The following is a 16,208-nucleotide window of genomic DNA, read 5'->3' on the forward strand; positions in this document are numbered from 1 at the left end:
GAGTACACCGGCCTCGACCTGCTGACCCCCCAGCTGACCTTCTGGTACTCCACCGGCGAAGACAGCTCCACCCGCAACGGTTCCGAGCGTATGCCTTCCGTCATGGGCTACTGGGGTCCCTCGACCTCCTTCGCCTTCGACTCCTCGCAGGCTTACACCCGCGGCTACATGGGTGTGAACCCGATCGGTTCCTGGGGCTTCGTGTTCTCCCTGAACAAGATCTCCTTCATCCAGGACCTGACCCATCGCCTGACCTTCACCTACGCTCAGGGCACCAACAACGCTCGCGCCCTGCGCGTGGCTAACGGCCTGGTCGGCGTGGGCAACTACGTCTCCATGGGTCGCGACCTGACCACCAACGAGTACGTGATGGCGATCAACTTCGACCACCAGTACAACATCTATGAGAACCTGGCTGCCATCGTTGAAGCCGGTTGGGCTCACGGCTCCTTCCAGAAGTCCGTCTGGGGACGCCGCATGGTCAACCAGGCTCAGGACGGCGACTCCTGGAAGGTCGCTTTCGGCCTGCAGTACAAGTTCTAAGAAGGTTTAGCCGGACATGCCATACGGCCGGGACGAAAGTCCCGGCCGTTTTTTTGTGCCCAATGGCCAGATGGCCCAGCCCCAACACTGCATTCCGGACTGTGCCGCCAACGCTATTTCTTGCACGTCCGCACTGATCTCAAGCTGTCGCCATCAAGTCGCCGCCCGGATATTCGGAAACCACGCCCCGAACGTTCCCACCCACCAGGGTCACACGCCTACCGCTCTCCCGGCTGACTCTGCCTTGCACCTTCCCGAGGTGATACGGCTGCCCAATGCGCCACTCAATCTAAACGGATTTCGCTGGCTCGCGAGCATGCACTTGATGCCATTATTCCGGCATCCGCCTGCCATCCAGGCAAAAGAAAAGAGGCCGGGGACGCTCCCCGGCCTCTTTCGAACTTCCGTACTACACGCTGCGAATCAAACCGATGCTACTTGTCCACATCCTGCTGGATGGATTTCAGCATCTCCTCCACCTTGGCCAGGCGCTCCTGGTACGACGCGTCCAGCTGGCCCTTGAGCATGCCCACCTTGTGGGTCACATCGCCCAACGTGTTGGACACGATGACCTTCTGGGCCATGGCCTTCGGCGCGTTCATGGCCTCCACGGCCTTGGCCTCAGCGGCGGTGATGCGCGCCTCATAGGCATTCATCTTGGCCCCGAACTTGGCCTCCACCGCAAAATACACGCCCGCAGCGGCCAAAATGGCCACCAGAGCCAGCATGATTCCCATGGTCGAAGCGGAACGACCCGGTCCCTGGGGCTCAGTGCCCTCATCGCCCTGCATCTGCCTGATGGCATCCACACGTTTCTCAAGTCCAAGCATTGTGGTCCTCCGATGGTGTGACGCCCCCCTGAGTCCTTCTATGGCACGCCATGGGGCCGTGATCAACCCATGAATTTGACCAGCTCGAAAACTTTGCGTGAATGCGTGGAAACAATGTGGAAATAGCGGTCCTGGGGGATGTAGATGTACGGGACATCCTCGGTGCGCCGGTACAGGAAGTGTGAGAGGATCATCCGGTTGACGGCCTGATGGCCCACGATGAGGATATGCTCGGCGTTGCCGGAAAGGTACAGGGCCTTCTTGACGCCCCGCTCCACGCGCTCCTTGAGGGTGCCGTAGCCTTCGCCTCCGGGATAGACGTAATTATACTTGTCGCGGGTGCGGGCTTCGTGCACCTGGGGCATGTCCTGGGCGATGCGGTCGTAGGTCATGCCTTCGCAGACGCCCGCGTCGATCTCATCGAACTCGGCCAGCTGGATCACGCGGCAGTCGGTGCGCCCGTCGCAGATCATGGAGGCCATCTGCTGGGTGCGTTTTTTGGTGCTGGTGAACACGTAAGGCAGCGGCGTCTCGCGGAAATGCCAGGCCAGGGACTGGGCCTGAACCAGCCCGCGCGCCGTGAGCTCCGAGTCGCCGCCGATGCGCATCTCCAGGTTGAAGGCCGTCTCGCCGTGGCGCACCACGTAGAGGTTGCGCACCCAGTCCGACACCAGCAGATCCCGCAGGATTCGGTAGTGCGGCAGCACGCCCTGCACGCGCTCGCGCTCGATGCGGTTGTGCAGCGTATCCAGCACCACGAAGTTCTCTTCGTCTCCAAGCGGCTGGTAGATGCGCTCGTAGTAGCGGATACGCTCCCGGAAGCTCTCTTGTGCGGCCTCGCGGGTCATGTGCGCGAAGTCCGGCATGGCGGCCTTGCGGCTGATGCTGGCTTCCACCAGCTCCGGGTCCGGATTGACGCACTCCACGAAGAAGACCGGATAATCGCGCAGGCTTTCCTTTATGGTCTGGCGACGCTTGCGCGAGACGTTGGTGGCGTCCAGCACGGCCACGTCGCCCTTGCCGGAAAGATACGTGGCCGCCCGCTCCAGGTTGATGCGCGCGATCTTCTCACGGATGGCCACCCCCTGCTCGTACTCGGGAGCGTAGAAATCGGAACAGGTGGTGTCGCTGTCCCGGCAGACCTCGCGGCGCACGTCGCCGTTGTTGAAAACTTCCACCGCCACGCCCTCCGCGCCCAGGCACTGCCTGAGCTTGGAGGAGACCGTCGACTTGCCCGACGCGGGCAACCCCACCATGGCGATGACGAGTTTTCTCTTGTCCATGCGCTATCCGCCGTTTTCCGCAGGGTTGGCCTTGAGCACCTTGGCCCCGGCAGCCACGTCAGACGTCACCCACACGTTCGCGCCGATCACCGCGCCCTTGCCCACTGTGATGCGGCCCAGCACCGTGGCCCCGGAATAGATGGTCACGTCGTCCTCCACGATGGGATGGCGGGCCAGACCCTTCACCGGGTTGCCGTTGGCGTCCTTGGGGAAGCTCTTGGCCCCGAGCGTCACGCCCTGGTAGAGGCGCACGTTATCGCCGATGATGCAGGTCTCGCCGATCACCACGCCGGTGCCGTGGTCGATGAAGAACCCTTTGCCGATCTGCGCGCCGGGGTGGATGTCTATGCCGGTGCGGGCGTGGGCCATCTCCGTTATTATGCGCGGGATGATGTCCACCCCGAGCTTGTGCAGCTCATGCGCGATGCGCTGGTGGATCAGCGCCGTTATGCTCGGGTACGAAAAGATGGTCTCGCCGGGGCTTTTGGCCGCCGGGTCGCCGTCGAAGGCGGCCTGCACGTCCAGCACCAGCTTCTCGCGGATTCCGGGCACGGAGCGCAGGAAGGCCGTGGCCTTGTCCATGGCCTGGTCCTCGCATCCGGTGCAGGCGCGGTTCTCGCCCAGGCACACGAAGCAGAAGCCGCGCTTGACCTGGTCGGCCAGCTTGCGGAACACCACGTCCAGGTGCGCCCCGGTGTGGTAGGCCAGCGTGTCCGGCGTCACTTCCGAATCGCCGTAGTAGCCCGGAAAAAGGACGGCCTTCAGCCGCTCCACCACTTCGGTGAGCGCCTCGATGGACGGCATGGGCGAATCCGTGAGCTTGCGGCAGGCGAACGCCTGATACGACGAGGGCGCGCACAGCTTGCCCACAACATCCTCGATTACGTCCCGTTCAGGGCTCAGACTGGCCAGCACATGGCGTTCGTGCTTCACTTCGTTTCCTCCATGCCTGTAAACAGGGCGGTGCTCAGATAGCGCTCGCCCGTGTCGCACACAATGAATACGATCATTTTTCCCTTGTTTTCAGGTCGCCTGCCCAGCTCCACCGCCGCGTGGCAGATGGCTCCCGAGGAGATGCCGCACAGGATGCCCTCCTCTTGCAGCATGCGCCGGGCCATTCCAATGGCCTGATCGTTGGTGACGCGGAACACCTCGTCGATCAGGTCCACCTCGAGCACCTCGGGCACGAAGCCCGCGCCGATGCCCTGGATCATGTGCGGGCCTGCCTCGCCGCCGGACAGCACGGGCGAGGCGTCCGGCTCCACGGCCACTGCCTTGAGCTCCGGCTTCCTGCCCTTGAGCACCTGGGCCACGCCGGTGAGCGTGCCGCCCGTGCCCACGCCAGCCACGAAAATATCCACCTTGCCGTCGGTGTCGTGCCAGATCTCCTCGGCCGTGGTCAGGCGGTGGGCCTCCGGGTTGGCCGGGTTGGCGAACTGCATGGGCATGAAGGCCTTGGGCAGCTCCGCCACCAGCTCACGGGCCTTCTCGATGGCGCCCCTCATGCCCTTTGAAGCCTCCGTCAGCACCAGCTGCGCGCCAAACCCCTTGAGCAGCGTGCGCCGCTCGATGCTCATGGACTCGGGCATGGTCAGCACCAGCTTGTAGCCGCGCACCGCGCACACGAAGGCCAGGCCGATTCCCGTGTTGCCGCTGGTGGGCTCCACGATAACCGTGTCGTGGTCCACGAGCCCCCGGCGCTCCGCGTCCAGGATCATGTTGCCCGCGATGCGGTCCTTCACCGAGAAACACGGGTTGGCGGACTCCAGCTTGGCCACCAGCTGCACATCCAGACCAGCGCCTATACGATTCAGCCGTACCAGGGGCGTGCCGCCCACCAGTTCCAGCATGTTGGAAGCTATTTTCATTCTATCACTCCAGGCCCGTCCAGCCGGGTCAGCGTTTCACTGTCGGGTACGTAGCGCCAGTCGTGAGAGCCATCAAGACGGACGCCGCCTATCCAACGCCCTTGGCCGCCAGCGCGCATCCAATCCGATTGACCGTTCAGCGTTCTCTCGCCGGCGCTGGTCAGCCGGACGGTCCGCTCCGGAAAAGTTCCTTCGCCCCCTGCAAGCAGCGGCTCGGGGCCGGACATGAGCCGCGAAGCCACCAGCCAGCACGGCCAGTCGCCGAAGAAGGGGCGCTCCTCCTGCCGGGACACCGCCTTGAACAGTTCCGCACCGCTCACGGCCCCGGACGAGGCCGCCTGGAGCATGGTCCGCTCCAGGCGCGACAAGCCGTCTCGCATTCCCGGATATTCCTCAAGGAGCCTGCCCAGGGCCTGTCCGGCGAAGGGCAGACCCGCGACACCCTTGGCCGCGACACGCGCAAGACCGGACGGATCGGGCGAGCAGAAAGCCACCCACGCCTCGTGCGCCGAACGCATGGTTTGGGCGCTTACGGGCGCAAGCCCCGCACGCAGGTCGTCCGCGCCAAGTCCGGAAAACCCCGCGCCACCGAACAGCTGTACACGCTCAGGCGCAGTGCCGAGTCCATAAAGCCTCGACAGCACCTCCAGCAGCTGCAACTGGTCGTACAGGTCTGCCTCGAACCACAGCGCAGCACCCTGTTCCCCCGATTCCTCAAGCAGGCGGTCGCGCTCGTCCAGCGACTCAAGCACGTCGCCGTAAGCTCCCCAGCCGCAGGAGGCGATGAAGTCCGCCCTAATCTCGCGCATCTCGCGCCCGGTGACGTCCGAGGGCACCGGGCCTTCGTGCAGCACGTCCCGCCAGGGCAGCGCTGCATCCGCCACACCCGCACGCCTGAGTTCATCCGCCGCGAAGTCGCCGCAGGTTATGTGCAGCATAGGGTCCGCCTATTCCAGAGTCTTTTTCAGGTAGCGATAATAGCCGTCGTACTGCTGCACGGCGGCCAGGGGGTTGTGCCCCAACACGCGGTCCTTCACGGCCAGCACGGTGCACGGGGCCTGGGCGTATTTCAGCACCAGCGAGTCATGCCCCACGCACAGCCCCAGCAGCACGTTGAAATCCACGTCCGAGGCATTCAGGGCCTCGGCCTGGAACACCGGGTTGCACATGGACTCGTGCGTTGCGCCGGGGTCCACCTGGTCGCAGGCCATAAGCCCCAGGTCCGACTTGGGCACGGCCCCGGCCTTGCAGGCCACGGACACCGTGTCGAAGCCGTTGGTCTCGAAAATCTCCTGGACAACGGCGGCCTCCTTGCGAAGGCCGATGCAAAAGGCCAGCCCAAGGCGCTTGTACCCCATGCGCCGCGCAAACTCCACGATCTCCACGATGCGGGGCTTCATGGGCCTGACCGCTGCGTAGCCCTGGTCGCGCCCGCCGTAGCCCTCGGATTCCTGCACGGAAGCCTGCCGGGCGAACTCCAGGTTCTCGTCGGAAAGCGTCGCCTCGGTGGCGCGCTCGGACACGTCCCGCAGCCGGATGGATGGGCAGTTGGCAGGGGCCTTGCCTTTGCCGGTGCGGCAGAAACGGACGCTCCAGTCGTAGGGGCATGCGGCGCAGGTGGGATGGTCTGGAGTGGCCATGGAATCTCACTGGACTGGAAGATTATGGCGGGGCGCTGCCCCGCACCCCGGCGGGCTCCGCCCTGCACCCGCCAGGGGGATGATCCCCCTGGACCCTCAGTTGGCTTCGCGGTCTGGTGCGGCGGCCGGGGGCTGGAGGCTGTCCCGTTCGCGGCATGCGCGGCGGGCTCGAACCGATTTGAAGACGATTCGTCGCCCGCCGCGCATGCCGCGCTCGTTACACCCTCCAGCCCCCGGCTCCCCGAAACGACATACTGCCGCGCTGGAATGCGAAGCTACGTAAAAGTTTTTGAGAGGAGGTCCCGGAGGAGAACTTTTTTCAAAAAGTTCTCCTCTGGGCCGCCGGAGGCATTTCTTAACAAGTACACGCCGGAGCTTCGCCTTCGGTCCTCTTGAAGGGCGAAATCTCCCTGAGGCGATGGATGATCTTGGGCAGCTCGGCCACCACCAGATCGACGTCGGCCTCGGTGTTGAAGCGCGACAGGCTGAACCGGATGGAGCCGTGCGCGTAGGTGAACGGCACGCCCATGGCGCGCAGCACGTGCGACGGTTCCAGCGACCCGGAGGTGCAGGCCGAGCCGGAGCTGGCGCAGACCCCGAAGGCGTCCAGCATCAGCAGGATCGATTCGCCCTCCACGAACTGGAAGGCCAGACTGGTGGTGTTGGGCAGGCGCGAATCCACCACGCCGTTGATGCGCGTGTCGGGCACGGCCTCGATCAGCTTCTTTTCCAGCTTGTCGCGCAGCGCCCGCACCACGGTGTTCTCGTGGGCCACGTTGCCCATGGCCAGCTCGCAGGCTTTGCCCAGGCCGATGATGCCGGTGGTGTTCTCGGTTCCGGCGCGGCGTCCGTGCTCCTGGTGCCCGCCCATCATGAAGGGGCGGAACTGCACGCCCTTGCGCACGAACATGGCCCCGACGCCCTTGGGGGCGTGGACCTTGTGGCCGGACACGGCCAGGAAGTCCACGGGGATGTCCTTCAGGTCGAAGGGGACCTTGCCCAGCACCTGCACGGCGTCGGTGTGCATGAGTACGCCGCGCTCCTTGGCGATCTCGGCGATCTCCTTGATGGGGAAGATGACGCCGGTCTCGTTGTTGGCGAACATCACGGAGATGAGCGCGGTGTCGTGGCGGATGGCGTCGCGCAGTTCGTCCAGGTCCAGGCGTCCCTGCTCGTCCACGCCGAGGTAGGTGGCCTCGTAGCCTTTGCGCTCCAGGTGCTTGACGAGGTTCAAGACGGCCGGATGCTCCACGCGGGTGGTGATGATGTGGCGTTTGTCCGGCTGCGAGGCCAGGGCCGAGCGGATAGCGGTGTTGTCGCCCTCGGTGCCGCAGGCGTTGAAGATGATCTCGCCGGGCTGGCAGCCGAATGAGGCGGCCACGCGCTCGCGCGCTTCGCTGATCTTGCGCCCCACCATGCCGCCGAACATGTGCATGCTGGAGGGGTTGCCGTACTGCTCGGAGAAGTAGGGCAGCATCTCCTCAAGCACCGCCGGGTCCACTTTGGTGGTGGCGTTGTTGTCCATGTAGATGACGGGCATGCTAGCGCACCTCCTCCACAACCAGATCGGGGTCCACGGCGTCGCGCAGGCGCTTTTCCACGAACTGCTTGAGCGTCAGCTGGCTGGACTTGCACGAGGAGCACGCCCCGCGCAGCTGCACCAGCACGGTCTTGCCGTCCACGTCCACCAGTTCGATGTTGCCGCCGTCCTTTTGCAGGCTGGGGCTTATCTCCTCGTCGATGATCTTGGAGATGAGCTTCATGCGCTGCAGGTTGGTGAGTCCTGCGGGACGCGCGGGCGCGACCGGTTGCAAGGGTTTCAGCACGCCCTTGGACTCGGCCAGCAGATCCGCCAGCTTGTCCAGGCACTTGCCGCAGCCGCCGCCCGCCTTGGTGAAATCGGTGATCTCCTCGACGGTCTTCAGGTTGTTCTCGGCGATGGCCTTGCGGATGGTGGTGTCTGTCACGCCGAAGCATTCGCAGACGATCTCGCCTTCCTCGTGCGGAGCCATGGGCAGGCCGCGCAGGTTGGCCACGGCGGCCTCCAGGGCCTCCTTGCCCATCACGGAGCAGTGCATCTTTTCCTTGGGCAGGCCGCCCAGGAATTCGGCGATGTCCTGGTTGGAGACGTCCATGGCCTCGTCCACGGTCTTGCCTTTGATCATCTCGGTCAGGGCGGAGGAGGACGCGATGGCGCTGGCGCAGCCGAAGGTCTGGAACTTGGCGTCCACGATGCGGTCGTTCTCGTCGACTTTCAGGTAGAGCTTCAGCGCGTCGCCGCAGGCCAGCGAGCCCACCTCGCCCACGCAGGATGCATCAGCTATTTCCCCGACATTCTTGGGGTTTATGAAGTGCTCGCGCACTTTATCGGTATATTCCCACATTGCAGTTCTCCTCGTTGGGTGTGCGCTTTAAATAGCGTCCTGACAGGATAACACCTCGCCCCGGTCTATGGAAGTGTTTCGGGAGGAAATAGCCGGAAAGTCGGGGACGTTTCCGGCGATTGCCCGTTTCGCACGCCCATTCCAGGGAGCGGACACCACAACCGGGCTAGTCCGCCTCGTAGAGGGCCTCCACCACGATGCCGATGCCGCCGCGCGGGCGGAAATTGCCCGTGACCATCATCCGGCGCGGCTTGCAGGCCGAGGACAGGTCGTCCAGGATGCGATTGGTCAGGGTTTCCATGAAGCTCGGCTCGCCCCGGTAGCTGAACAGGTACAGCTTCAGCGACTTGGACTCGATGCAGCGCTCGCCCGGCACATAGGTGATGGTTATGGTGCCGAAGTCGGGCTGGCCGGTCATGGGGCAGAGGCTGGTGAACTCCTCGGTCTCGAAGGTGATCTGGTATTCGCGCTCCGGGAAGCGGTTGGGGAAGGTTTCGATAAGCCCCGGCTCCACGCGCTCGGGGTAGGCGGTCCCGGCCTGGCCCAGGTGGGTCAGGGCGGACACGTCGTCTTGTACGCTCATTGCTTGCTCCTTGCGGCGGCATCTTTTGACACCGCGCCCCATCTGGATTAGGCTTTCGTCCATCTTGCGTCAAATGGTGGGCGGATGCCGGTAGTCGTCACGGAGATTTTTCATTCCATCCAGGGGGAGTCCTCGCACGCGGGGCGTCCCTGCACTTTCGTGCGTCTCTCGGGTTGCAACCTGCGCTGCTCCTGGTGCGACACCAGCTACTCCTGGGCTGACGGCAAGGTCATGAGCCGAAAGGACGTGATGTGGGCCGTGGCCCGGCACCGCTGCCGACTGGTGGAAATAACCGGCGGCGAGCCCCTGGCCCAGCGCGAGACGCCGCTTCTGGCCAAGAAGTTCCTGGAGCACGGCTACGAGGTGCTGGTGGAGACCAACGGCACGTTCCCCGTGGACGTGCTGGACAAACGCGTGACCGCCATCGTGGACATCAAATGCCCGTCCAGCGGCATGCACACCTCCACCGAGTGGAGCAACCTGGAGCGGCTGCGCGAAAAGGACGAGCTGAAATTCGTCATCGCTGACCGCCAGGACTTCGACTACGCCGCAGGCATCGTGCGGCGCATCCTGCCCCAGACGCGCCACATCCACTTCTCGCCCGTGCTGGCCCAGCTGCCGCCCGCCGAGTTGGTGGCCTGGATTCTCGAAGAGCGCCTGCCCATCCGCCTGGGGCTGCAACTCCACAAGCTCATCTGGGACCCCGACGCGCGCGGGGTCTGACATCATAATCGAGGTTTCATCGTGAAGAACGCCGTCGTCCTGTTCTCCGGAGGCTTGGACTCCTCCACCTGTCTGGCCATCGCCAAATCGCAGGGATACCGTGCTTATGCCTTGAGCTTCCGCTACGGACAGCGCCACGAGGTGGAGCTGGACGCCGCGCGGCGCGTGGCAAAGCATCTGGGCGCCGCCGGGCACCTGATTTTGGACGTTCCGCTGGGGAAGATCGGCGGGTCGGCGCTGACCGCCGAGATCGACGTGCCGAAAGACCGGGACGTGAGTGTGATGGAGGACGAAATCCCCGTGACCTACGTCCCAGCCAGGAACACGGTTTTCCTGTCGCTGGCGCTGGCCTGGGCCGAGGTGCTGCCCTCGGCGGACATCTTCATCGGGGTGAACGCGCTGGACTATTCAGGGTATCCTGATTGCAGGCCGGAGTTCGTGGCCGCGTTCGAGAATATGGCCAATCTGGCGATTAAAGAGGCCGTCGAGGGACGGCTGAAGATGAAGATCCACGCGCCGCTGATGCACTGGGACAAGGCGCGGATTATCCAGGAAGGCATGAAGCTGGGGGTGGATTACGGGCTGACGCACAGCTGCTACGACCCGAGCGAGGACGGGCTGGCGTGCGGGAGATGTGATTCGTGTTTGCTCAGGAAGAAGGGATTTGAAGAGGCTGGGGTGGAGGACCCGACGGGGTATTGTTAACCTATCCTACATTCGACTGGACATTGTGGTCAATTTCACACATCATTTTCTCGGGATTGCCAGCTCACCGCAACACACCGACCAATTATTCAGTTCAAATCGGGACGTATTTTTTTGCTAATACCACTGCCAGATGCAATTCTTTAACAGAACCATTACAGAACCCATCGTGGGAGGGTCCGCCAGGATTGAACCAACTGTAGGGTCATTCCAAGAAGCGTATTGCCTATACGAGGCTGACTTTTTGAGGCTGCAAAGCAACGACTCCTTGCCCATAAAAGGCGCAAAATATTCTGCGACGGTTAGCCTTGGATACTTGCTCAGTGTACTTGCCAAGTACGCCGTTAACTTCTATACGCCAAACAAATACACAATAGAACAATGGGAGTGGGCTATCCCAATTGTTGGATTTATTATTTCTTTGCTGATGTTCCTCATAAGCCTTGCCTTTCCTAGCGAAAAAAAGAAAGTCTTGAAGAAAATTCAAAAGCATTTCTCTGAAGCACCGCAAGTTACGGAGATCAGAAATGGTCGCTAAATTTTCAGATCTCCACGTTCCCGACGGATATACTCCGTTCGGCACCATTGAACTCTGTGGCAACACAATAATCAATGGCGAAATACTATTCTTAATAAACACATTCATACCACTTCTTATCGGAACTGGGAAACAACCTCGCATATGGCTATCAGGATACGCGAAGAACAACGCATATCCAATCCAGTACATCGTCGATTCCAAATCACAAGCAAACTTTGTTCACATAAAAAGAAATGCAAACAAAACAAAAGTCAAAATCGAATCAAACAACATAATCACCATCATCAAAACTTCTGCGGACAAAATAACAATTCCGCACATCGACCTGCGGCCCATTGGAATAAACATCCACGGAGACACGACTGAACTCAAGGTTTCAAATGGAACACTCCGCAAAAATAAATTCGTAAACACAAAAATAATGATCAAATTTACGGAGTAAACGACTCAGAACTCACAATCAGAAGAATGAAGAACAAGAATTAAGCGTGGACCTCCTCCAACCCCAACTACAAATTCAACAACTACCCAATTACGCAACGCAGCAGCATCTGTTGCACACATTCGAGGGAGAGAGGAAGCACCACTTTACCACCACCTCTCATCCTTTCATTCGCCTCCACCCCAGGCACTTGTATCTTCCAAAAACTCCAACACCTCCTGCTCATCCACTCCCTGGCTCGCCAGCAGCGACTGACGCCTGAACTCCTGCGCCCTGCCGAGCCGTTCAAATCCGGCACCCAAAGTTCCACCAGCCGCATGCCCGGCCTTTCTTCCTCGCGCCTTTCCATCACCATCCCCCCTACTGAAACACCCGCTTCAACTTAAACCACGCCATCCCAATCAACTCATGAGCGCACGCCCCGGACAGCACCGCCCCTGACGCCGAGGGGAACAACAAAAATTTCAGCTGCGGGTGCGTGGTGGAGATATGCGCCGTCGGCGCTGCCACCACATCCACCCCGTAGGCCTCAAACAGCATCATGGACCGGGGCATATGCAGCGCGGACGTCACCAGCAGGACCCTGTCGCCGCCGACCACCCCGGCGATGATCTTGGCCTGCTCCTCGGTATCCCTGGACTCCGGTTCCATGACGATCCGGTCCGGCGAGACTCCCAGATCACGCGCCATCTCGGCCATCACATTCGCCGCAGGCCCGCTCTCCACATAGCCGCCGCCCGATACCAGCAGCTTCGCCTCCGGGAACCGGTTGGCCAGCACCACCCCCTCCACCACGCGGTGCAGCGTGTCGCCGGAGTTGCGGCTGGTCACGGGGACGTATGTGTTGTTGGTGGACGCGCCGCTCAGCACCACGATCCACTTCGCGCCGCCGGGAACTGCGGTCTCCTTCAGCACCGGCGGATACTCGTACTCCAGCCGCCGCATGCACTCATTGGGCACGTACGGCACGGACTGGACGATCAGGAAAAGAACGCCGACCGCAGCCAGCCACTTGCCGAGCCTGACCCGCCGCCCCAGGCAGATGCACCCGACCCCGGCGGCCACAAGAATCAGCGCCAGGGAATACGGATAGATCAGCAGCGAGACTATTTTCTTGATCACGAAGAAATCAAAGGGAGAATCCATCATACCTGCCATTGCGGGAACGCCTGTTCCTGCGCGTCATTGCGTGTTCATCAGGCCATGCGGCGGACGACTCATCTTTCCAGGTGCACTCCCTGCGCTGCCGCAAGTCTCTGCTAACGGCAAAGATAGTGCGTATTGAACGGGTCCGTGGGGATCTCGCAGACTTCGACGGCATCAAACCCGGCCTCTTCCAGCATCTCCAGCGCCTTCTGCCTGCCCCACATGGTGCCAAGCCCCGCCCCGCCGTCCACCAGCCCCACCTGCATGCAGTGCATCAGGCTGACCGTATACAGGAAGGTGCCTATGGGATGATTCAGGTTCCCGGCCAGGGGCGTCTCGGCCTTGATGTCCACCATGGAGAACATGCCGCCCTCGGCCAGCACGGCCCGGACGCCGCGCAGCACCTCCAGGGGGCGGGTCTGGTCGTGCACGGAGTCGAAGGCGGTGATGTAGTCGAAGCGCCCGAACCGGCCAGCGCAGTCGGCGTCGACGGCCAGGCTCGCCGCGTCGCACACCTCGAAGCGCGCGTTCCCAAGCCCCAGGCGCGCGGCCTCGGCCCTGGCCAGCTTAACGGAAGCTTCCGAGATGTCGATGCCCAGAAACTCGCTGCGGGGAAAGGCCGCCGCCATCAGCAGCGACACCAGCCCCTCGGAGCACCCCACGTCCAGCACCCGGACGCCGCGCGCGAGCCGCCGCGCCATCTCGCCGTCGGCCACGGAGGGAACAAACACGTCAACCAGCACCTGCCGGTGTTTCGTGGCGGCCACCTGCCCCATCCAGTCCTGGAAGGACGGGTAGCGGTCGTAGGGCACGCCCGCGCCGGTGGCCATGCCCTGCTGCACCTCATCCAGGGCGCAGCGGGTCAAAAGCGGCAGCTCCTGGGTGTACACGCCGAAGTTGTCGCTCCCGGCCCGCAGGGTCAGGAAATCCGCGTGCTCGCGCGGCAGCAGGAACAGGTCCTCGCCCTGGGGCGACTCGGCAAGCTCCACCACGCCGCCGCAGACCATCACGGCCAGCCACTCGCGCACCGGGCGCTCGGCCAGCCCGGCGGCGCGCGCCACCTCGGCGCAGCTGGCGGGAGCGGCCAGCTTGTCGAGAGCCTCGAACAGCCCGGCCCGGTAGCCCAGGCACATGGCCGTGCCGAGCGCGGAGAGGTTCAGGATGTCGGTCATGCGGCCTGCGAAGGCGGCGCGCTTGTCGGCGGAGTCTGTAGTCATGGACGCTCCTCGCACCGGGTTTGGTCGGACAGGCTATTTCACAATGAATCCCAAAGCCTTGAGGTTCTTGCCCCAGACGCTCCAGTGGCCGGTCTTCATGGTCACCAGCTTGCCCTTCTCGTCGTACACTGCCTGCACGTCGGTCTCGATGGAACACTTGCGGTCATAGTTGGTGTGCGAGAGCACCAGATCCCAGTGGCCGTTTCCCAGGTCGCGGACCTTCTCCACCACGAACACGTGGCCCGTGCCCATGCGGTGCTTGGAGTTGTCCCCCAGGATGAAGATGGCGGGCGCGGCGGGCCTGGACGACACGTGCCCGTTCTGGTCCTCGCACTTGTACCAGTTGATGGGCGAAAGCTCGTAGTTGCCCCGGCAGCAGGAGTTGCCCACGCGGCAGCGCCCGTAGGGCAGGCTCTGCGGCTCACAGCGGTGGAACAGCCTGCCGTGGCTCAGCTTGTAGCAGGGTTTTGAAGGGGCATTGACGTCGATGGGCTCGCCCGTGGCCTGCGGCTTCTTCTTTTCGCTCTTTTTGGCGGCCAGCGCCACGCCGTCCTGCCCGGCCAGCACCAGCCCGAGAACCGCCGCCACCACCCAGGCCGCCCGCACGACGGACAGCCGCGACAAAAGACCCTGCATCATCCAACCACCTCCATCCAGTTGTGCTCCACCACCAGCGGCCCGGCGGGCAGCGGAGCGAAGCTGAATCCGTCCACCAGATCCTGGGGCGCAGCGCGGCGCGGCGCGTCCAGAAGCCCGGCCTTCCAGGCCAGATAACCCACGATGGCCTGAGGGGAGGCCCCGGCGTCGCGCAACTGGCCGAGATCAACGTCGCCCCGGCGCTTGGAGAGGCGCCTGCCGTCCGGGTCCACCAGCAGGGGGACGTGGGCGTAGTCCGGCGCGCGCCAGCCGAAAGTATGGAACAGGTGAATCTGACGCGCCGTGGAGCTCAAAAGGTCCGCCCCGCGCACCACCTCGGTGATCTGCTGGTTCGCGTCGTCGGCCACCACGGCCAGCTGATAGGCGTGGACGCCGTCGGAGCGGCGCAGCACGAAGTCGCCGCACTCCTCGGCCAGCTCCTGCGACTGCGGGCCGAGCACCCTGTCTGTGAACGATATGCGCACGCGGGGCACCACGAGGCGAAGCGCCGCGCCGCGCCCGCGCCCCTGGCGCGCGCTGCGCTCCTCGGGGGTGAGGCGCAGGCAGGTTCCGGCGTAGACCGGCTCGGCCTCGCCCGCGTGGGGGGCCTGGGTGACGCCGGAGTGCGGCGCGCCGTCATCGGCAACATCTCCGCTGCCTGCCCCGGCATCGGCCTGGGAAGCCTGCGCTGCGCGCAGCTCCGCGCGGGTGCAGGTGCAAGGATAGACCATCCCGCGCGCGGCCAACTCGTCCAGGCAGCGCTGGTACAGGTCGCGCCGTTCGTCCTGGGTGTAGGGGCCGTGCGGGCCGCCCACGTCCGGGCCTTCGTCCCAGTCCAGGCCAAGCCAGGAGAGGTCCTCCAGGATGTGGCGGGCGAAATGGGGCTTGCAGCGGTCCGGGTCCAGATCCTCCATGCGCAGGATCATCGCCCCGCCCCTGGAGCGCGCCGAGAGCCAGGCCAGCAGCGCGGTCCAGGCGTTGCCCAGGTGCATGCGGCCAGACGGGCTCGGAGCGAAGCGCCCCCGTATTTGACAGGACGGGTTCATGGAGTCTAGGAAGTATAGAATCTGAAATAATGAGAGGTCGTCACTATGATCACCCTTCTCGTTCTGCTGGGTGCCGCGTTGCTGCTGGGCCTGTTGGTGATGGCCCTGTACAACAGTTTGGTTCGAAGCGCCAACATGGTGCAGGAGGGACTGAGCGGCGTGGACGTGCAACTCACCCGCCGAGCCGAGCTCATACCGAACCTCGTCCAGACCGTGAAAGGCTACATGACCCACGAGCGCGAACTGGTGGAACAGATCGCCGCGCTGCACGCCAGGAGCATGGCCGCGCAGGACACCGGCGAGCGACTCCAGGCCGAGGGGCTTCTGGGGCAGGCCCTGGGCAAGGTGCTGGCCCTGGCCGAGGCCTACCCAGACCTGAAGGCCAGCGCCAACTTCACGCAGCTGCAAAGCGCCCTGGCGGAGATAGAATCCGAACTCCAGATGGCCCGGCGCTACTACAACGGCGCAGTGCGCAACCTGAACATCGCCGTGGACTCCTTCCCCTCCAACATCGTGGCCCGCATGTTCGGCTTCGGCAAGGCCGAATTCTTCGAGGCCGAAAACGACTCCAAGCGCCAGGTCCCCGTGGTGGATTTCGCCTCCAAGTGACCCGCACAGCAC

18 protein-coding genes and 1 pseudogene are annotated in these 16,208 nt (G+C 63.4%); 6 read left to right on the forward strand and 13 right to left on the reverse strand.

Features of this window, described 5'->3' with window-relative positions; all coding sequences use genetic code 11:
• Nucleotides 1-543 (forward strand): annotated as a pseudogene (locus tag G453_RS25575) (outer membrane homotrimeric porin); the annotation flags it as partial.
• Nucleotides 544-977: 434 nt separating this feature from the next.
• Here the strand turns inward: G453_RS25575 and G453_RS0120245 are convergent.
• The 9 genes from G453_RS0120245 to queF all read right to left on the reverse strand — a co-directional run bounded on the left by G453_RS0120245 (nucleotide 978) and on the right by queF (nucleotide 9,131).
• On the reverse strand, nucleotides 978-1,373 hold the full coding sequence (locus G453_RS0120245) for a hypothetical protein (RefSeq protein ID WP_027192495.1): 396 nt from the start codon (nucleotides 1,371-1,373) through the stop codon (nucleotides 978-980).
• A gap of 62 nt (nucleotides 1,374-1,435) precedes the next feature.
• Complete coding sequence (locus tag G453_RS0120250; protein WP_027192496.1) at nucleotides 1,436-2,656, reverse strand: bifunctional nucleoside/nucleotide kinase/histidine phosphatase family protein; 1,221 nt, start codon at nucleotides 2,654-2,656, stop codon at nucleotides 1,436-1,438.
• Nucleotides 2,657-2,659: 3 nt separating this feature from the next.
• Nucleotides 2,660-3,589: a serine O-acetyltransferase EpsC gene (gene epsC, locus G453_RS0120255; RefSeq protein WP_407635560.1), complete on the reverse strand. Its 930-nt coding sequence runs from the start codon at nucleotides 3,587-3,589 to the stop codon at nucleotides 2,660-2,662.
• Nucleotides 3,586-4,524, reverse strand: coding sequence for a cysteine synthase A (cysK, locus tag G453_RS0120260; RefSeq protein ID WP_027192498.1), 939 nt, complete (start codon nucleotides 4,522-4,524; stop codon nucleotides 3,586-3,588). Before cysK ends, epsC begins: the two co-directional genes overlap by 4 nt.
• Nucleotides 4,521-5,462, reverse strand: coding sequence for a DUF1835 domain-containing protein (locus tag G453_RS25580; protein ID WP_051272688.1), 942 nt, complete (start codon nucleotides 5,460-5,462; stop codon nucleotides 4,521-4,523). Before G453_RS25580 ends, cysK begins: the two co-directional genes overlap by 4 nt.
• 9 nt (nucleotides 5,463-5,471) lie before the next feature.
• Nucleotides 5,472-6,164 carry a DUF1847 domain-containing protein gene (locus tag G453_RS0120270; protein ID WP_027192499.1) on the reverse strand — a complete coding sequence of 231 codons (693 nt, stop codon included), beginning with the start codon at nucleotides 6,162-6,164 and terminating at the stop codon, nucleotides 5,472-5,474.
• A gap of 355 nt (nucleotides 6,165-6,519) precedes the next feature.
• Nucleotides 6,520-7,704, reverse strand: a complete 1,185-nt coding sequence (gene nifS, locus G453_RS0120275) for a cysteine desulfurase NifS (RefSeq protein WP_027192500.1) — start codon at nucleotides 7,702-7,704, stop codon at nucleotides 6,520-6,522.
• Nucleotide 7,705: 1 nt separating this feature from the next.
• The gene (gene nifU / locus G453_RS0120280; RefSeq protein WP_027192501.1) at nucleotides 7,706-8,548 is read right to left on the reverse strand and encodes a Fe-S cluster assembly protein NifU; all 843 of its coding nucleotides are present in this window, start codon (nucleotides 8,546-8,548) and stop codon (nucleotides 7,706-7,708) included.
• Nucleotides 8,549-8,714: 166 nt separating this feature from the next.
• Nucleotides 8,715-9,131: a preQ(1) synthase gene (gene queF / locus G453_RS0120285; protein WP_027192502.1), complete on the reverse strand. Its 417-nt coding sequence runs from the start codon at nucleotides 9,129-9,131 to the stop codon at nucleotides 8,715-8,717.
• Between the two features lie 84 nt (nucleotides 9,132-9,215).
• Here queF and G453_RS0120290 point away from each other — a divergent pair, with 84 nt between their 5' ends.
• From G453_RS0120290 to G453_RS28240, 4 genes are all read left to right on the forward strand, one after another.
• Nucleotides 9,216-9,854: a radical SAM protein gene (locus tag G453_RS0120290; RefSeq protein ID WP_027192503.1), complete on the forward strand. Its 639-nt coding sequence runs from the start codon at nucleotides 9,216-9,218 to the stop codon at nucleotides 9,852-9,854.
• A 21-nt stretch (nucleotides 9,855-9,875) separates the two neighbouring features.
• A complete protein-coding gene (gene queC / locus G453_RS0120295) occupies nucleotides 9,876-10,559 on the forward strand; it encodes a 7-cyano-7-deazaguanine synthase QueC (protein ID WP_027192504.1) in 684 nt (227 codons plus the stop codon).
• Between the two features lie 133 nt (nucleotides 10,560-10,692).
• Nucleotides 10,693-11,097, forward strand: a complete 405-nt coding sequence (locus G453_RS0120300; protein ID WP_027192505.1) for a hypothetical protein — start codon at nucleotides 10,693-10,695, stop codon at nucleotides 11,095-11,097.
• A complete protein-coding gene (locus tag G453_RS28240) occupies nucleotides 11,087-11,542 on the forward strand; it encodes a hypothetical protein (RefSeq protein WP_156921036.1) in 456 nt (151 codons plus the stop codon). The genes G453_RS0120300 and G453_RS28240 overlap by 11 nt, the downstream gene beginning before the upstream one ends.
• Before the next feature lie 360 nt (nucleotides 11,543-11,902).
• On the opposite strand, the gene G453_RS0120310 is transcribed toward G453_RS28240, so the two are convergent.
• The 4 genes from G453_RS0120310 to gluQRS form a co-directional block, all read right to left on the reverse strand.
• Nucleotides 11,903-12,688 carry a YdcF family protein gene (locus G453_RS0120310; RefSeq protein ID WP_169725384.1) on the reverse strand — a complete coding sequence of 262 codons (786 nt, stop codon included), beginning with the start codon at nucleotides 12,686-12,688 and terminating at the stop codon, nucleotides 11,903-11,905.
• 113 nt (nucleotides 12,689-12,801) lie between these two features.
• The gene (locus G453_RS0120315) at nucleotides 12,802-13,905 is read right to left on the reverse strand and encodes a class I SAM-dependent methyltransferase (protein ID WP_027192507.1); all 1,104 of its coding nucleotides are present in this window, start codon (nucleotides 13,903-13,905) and stop codon (nucleotides 12,802-12,804) included.
• A gap of 33 nt (nucleotides 13,906-13,938) precedes the next feature.
• On the reverse strand, nucleotides 13,939-14,544 hold the full coding sequence (locus G453_RS0120320; RefSeq protein WP_027192508.1) for a hypothetical protein: 606 nt from the start codon (nucleotides 14,542-14,544) through the stop codon (nucleotides 13,939-13,941).
• Entirely contained in the window at nucleotides 14,541-15,587 is a 1,047-nt protein-coding gene (gene gluQRS / locus G453_RS0120325) for a tRNA glutamyl-Q(34) synthetase GluQRS (RefSeq protein WP_043646970.1), read from the reverse strand. The genes G453_RS0120320 and gluQRS overlap by 4 nt, the downstream gene beginning before the upstream one ends.
• Before the next feature lie 45 nt (nucleotides 15,588-15,632).
• On the opposite strand from gluQRS, the gene G453_RS0120330 reads away from it, so the two are divergent.
• Entirely contained in the window at nucleotides 15,633-16,196 is a 564-nt protein-coding gene (locus tag G453_RS0120330; RefSeq protein ID WP_027192510.1) for a LemA family protein, read from the forward strand.
• Nucleotides 16,197-16,208: the final 12 nt, after the last annotated feature.

Source organism: Fundidesulfovibrio putealis DSM 16056 (genome assembly GCF_000429325.1).
In the GTDB taxonomy this organism is placed as follows: Bacteria; Desulfobacterota; Desulfovibrionia; order Desulfovibrionales; family Desulfovibrionaceae; genus Fundidesulfovibrio; species Fundidesulfovibrio putealis.

Excerpts from the sequence above, each read along its gene's own strand:
- G453_RS0120245 (WP_027192495.1), bottom strand. The coding sequence starts at position 1,373 with ATGCTTGGACTTGAGAAACGTGTGGATGCCATCAGGCAGATGCAGGGC.
- G453_RS0120250 (WP_027192496.1), bottom strand. The coding sequence starts at position 2,656 with ATGGACAAGAGAAAACTCGTCATCGCCATGGTGGGGTTGCCCGCGTCG.
- cysK (WP_027192498.1), bottom strand. The coding sequence starts at position 4,524 with ATGAAAATAGCTTCCAACATGCTGGAACTGGTGGGCGGCACGCCCCTG.
- G453_RS25580 (WP_051272688.1), bottom strand. The coding sequence starts at position 5,462 with ATGCTGCACATAACCTGCGGCGACTTCGCGGCGGATGAACTCAGGCGT.
- G453_RS0120270 (WP_027192499.1), bottom strand. The coding sequence starts at position 6,164 with ATGGCCACTCCAGACCATCCCACCTGCGCCGCATGCCCCTACGACTGG.
- nifS (WP_027192500.1), bottom strand. The coding sequence starts at position 7,704 with ATGCCCGTCATCTACATGGACAACAACGCCACCACCAAAGTGGACCCG.
- nifU (WP_027192501.1), bottom strand. The coding sequence starts at position 8,548 with ATGTGGGAATATACCGATAAAGTGCGCGAGCACTTCATAAACCCCAAG.
- queF (WP_027192502.1), bottom strand. The coding sequence starts at position 9,131 with ATGAGCGTACAAGACGACGTGTCCGCCCTGACCCACCTGGGCCAGGCC.
- G453_RS0120290 (WP_027192503.1), top strand. The coding sequence starts at position 9,216 with ATGCCGGTAGTCGTCACGGAGATTTTTCATTCCATCCAGGGGGAGTCC.
- G453_RS0120300 (WP_027192505.1), top strand. The coding sequence starts at position 10,693 with ATGCAATTCTTTAACAGAACCATTACAGAACCCATCGTGGGAGGGTCC.
- G453_RS28240 (WP_156921036.1), top strand. The coding sequence starts at position 11,087 with ATGGTCGCTAAATTTTCAGATCTCCACGTTCCCGACGGATATACTCCG.
- G453_RS0120310 (WP_169725384.1), bottom strand. The coding sequence starts at position 12,688 with ATGGATTCTCCCTTTGATTTCTTCGTGATCAAGAAAATAGTCTCGCTG.
- G453_RS0120315 (WP_027192507.1), bottom strand. The coding sequence starts at position 13,905 with ATGACTACAGACTCCGCCGACAAGCGCGCCGCCTTCGCAGGCCGCATG.
- G453_RS0120320 (WP_027192508.1), bottom strand. The coding sequence starts at position 14,544 with ATGATGCAGGGTCTTTTGTCGCGGCTGTCCGTCGTGCGGGCGGCCTGG.
- gluQRS (WP_043646970.1), bottom strand. The coding sequence starts at position 15,587 with ATGAACCCGTCCTGTCAAATACGGGGGCGCTTCGCTCCGAGCCCGTCT.
- G453_RS0120330 (WP_027192510.1), top strand. The coding sequence starts at position 15,633 with ATGATCACCCTTCTCGTTCTGCTGGGTGCCGCGTTGCTGCTGGGCCTG.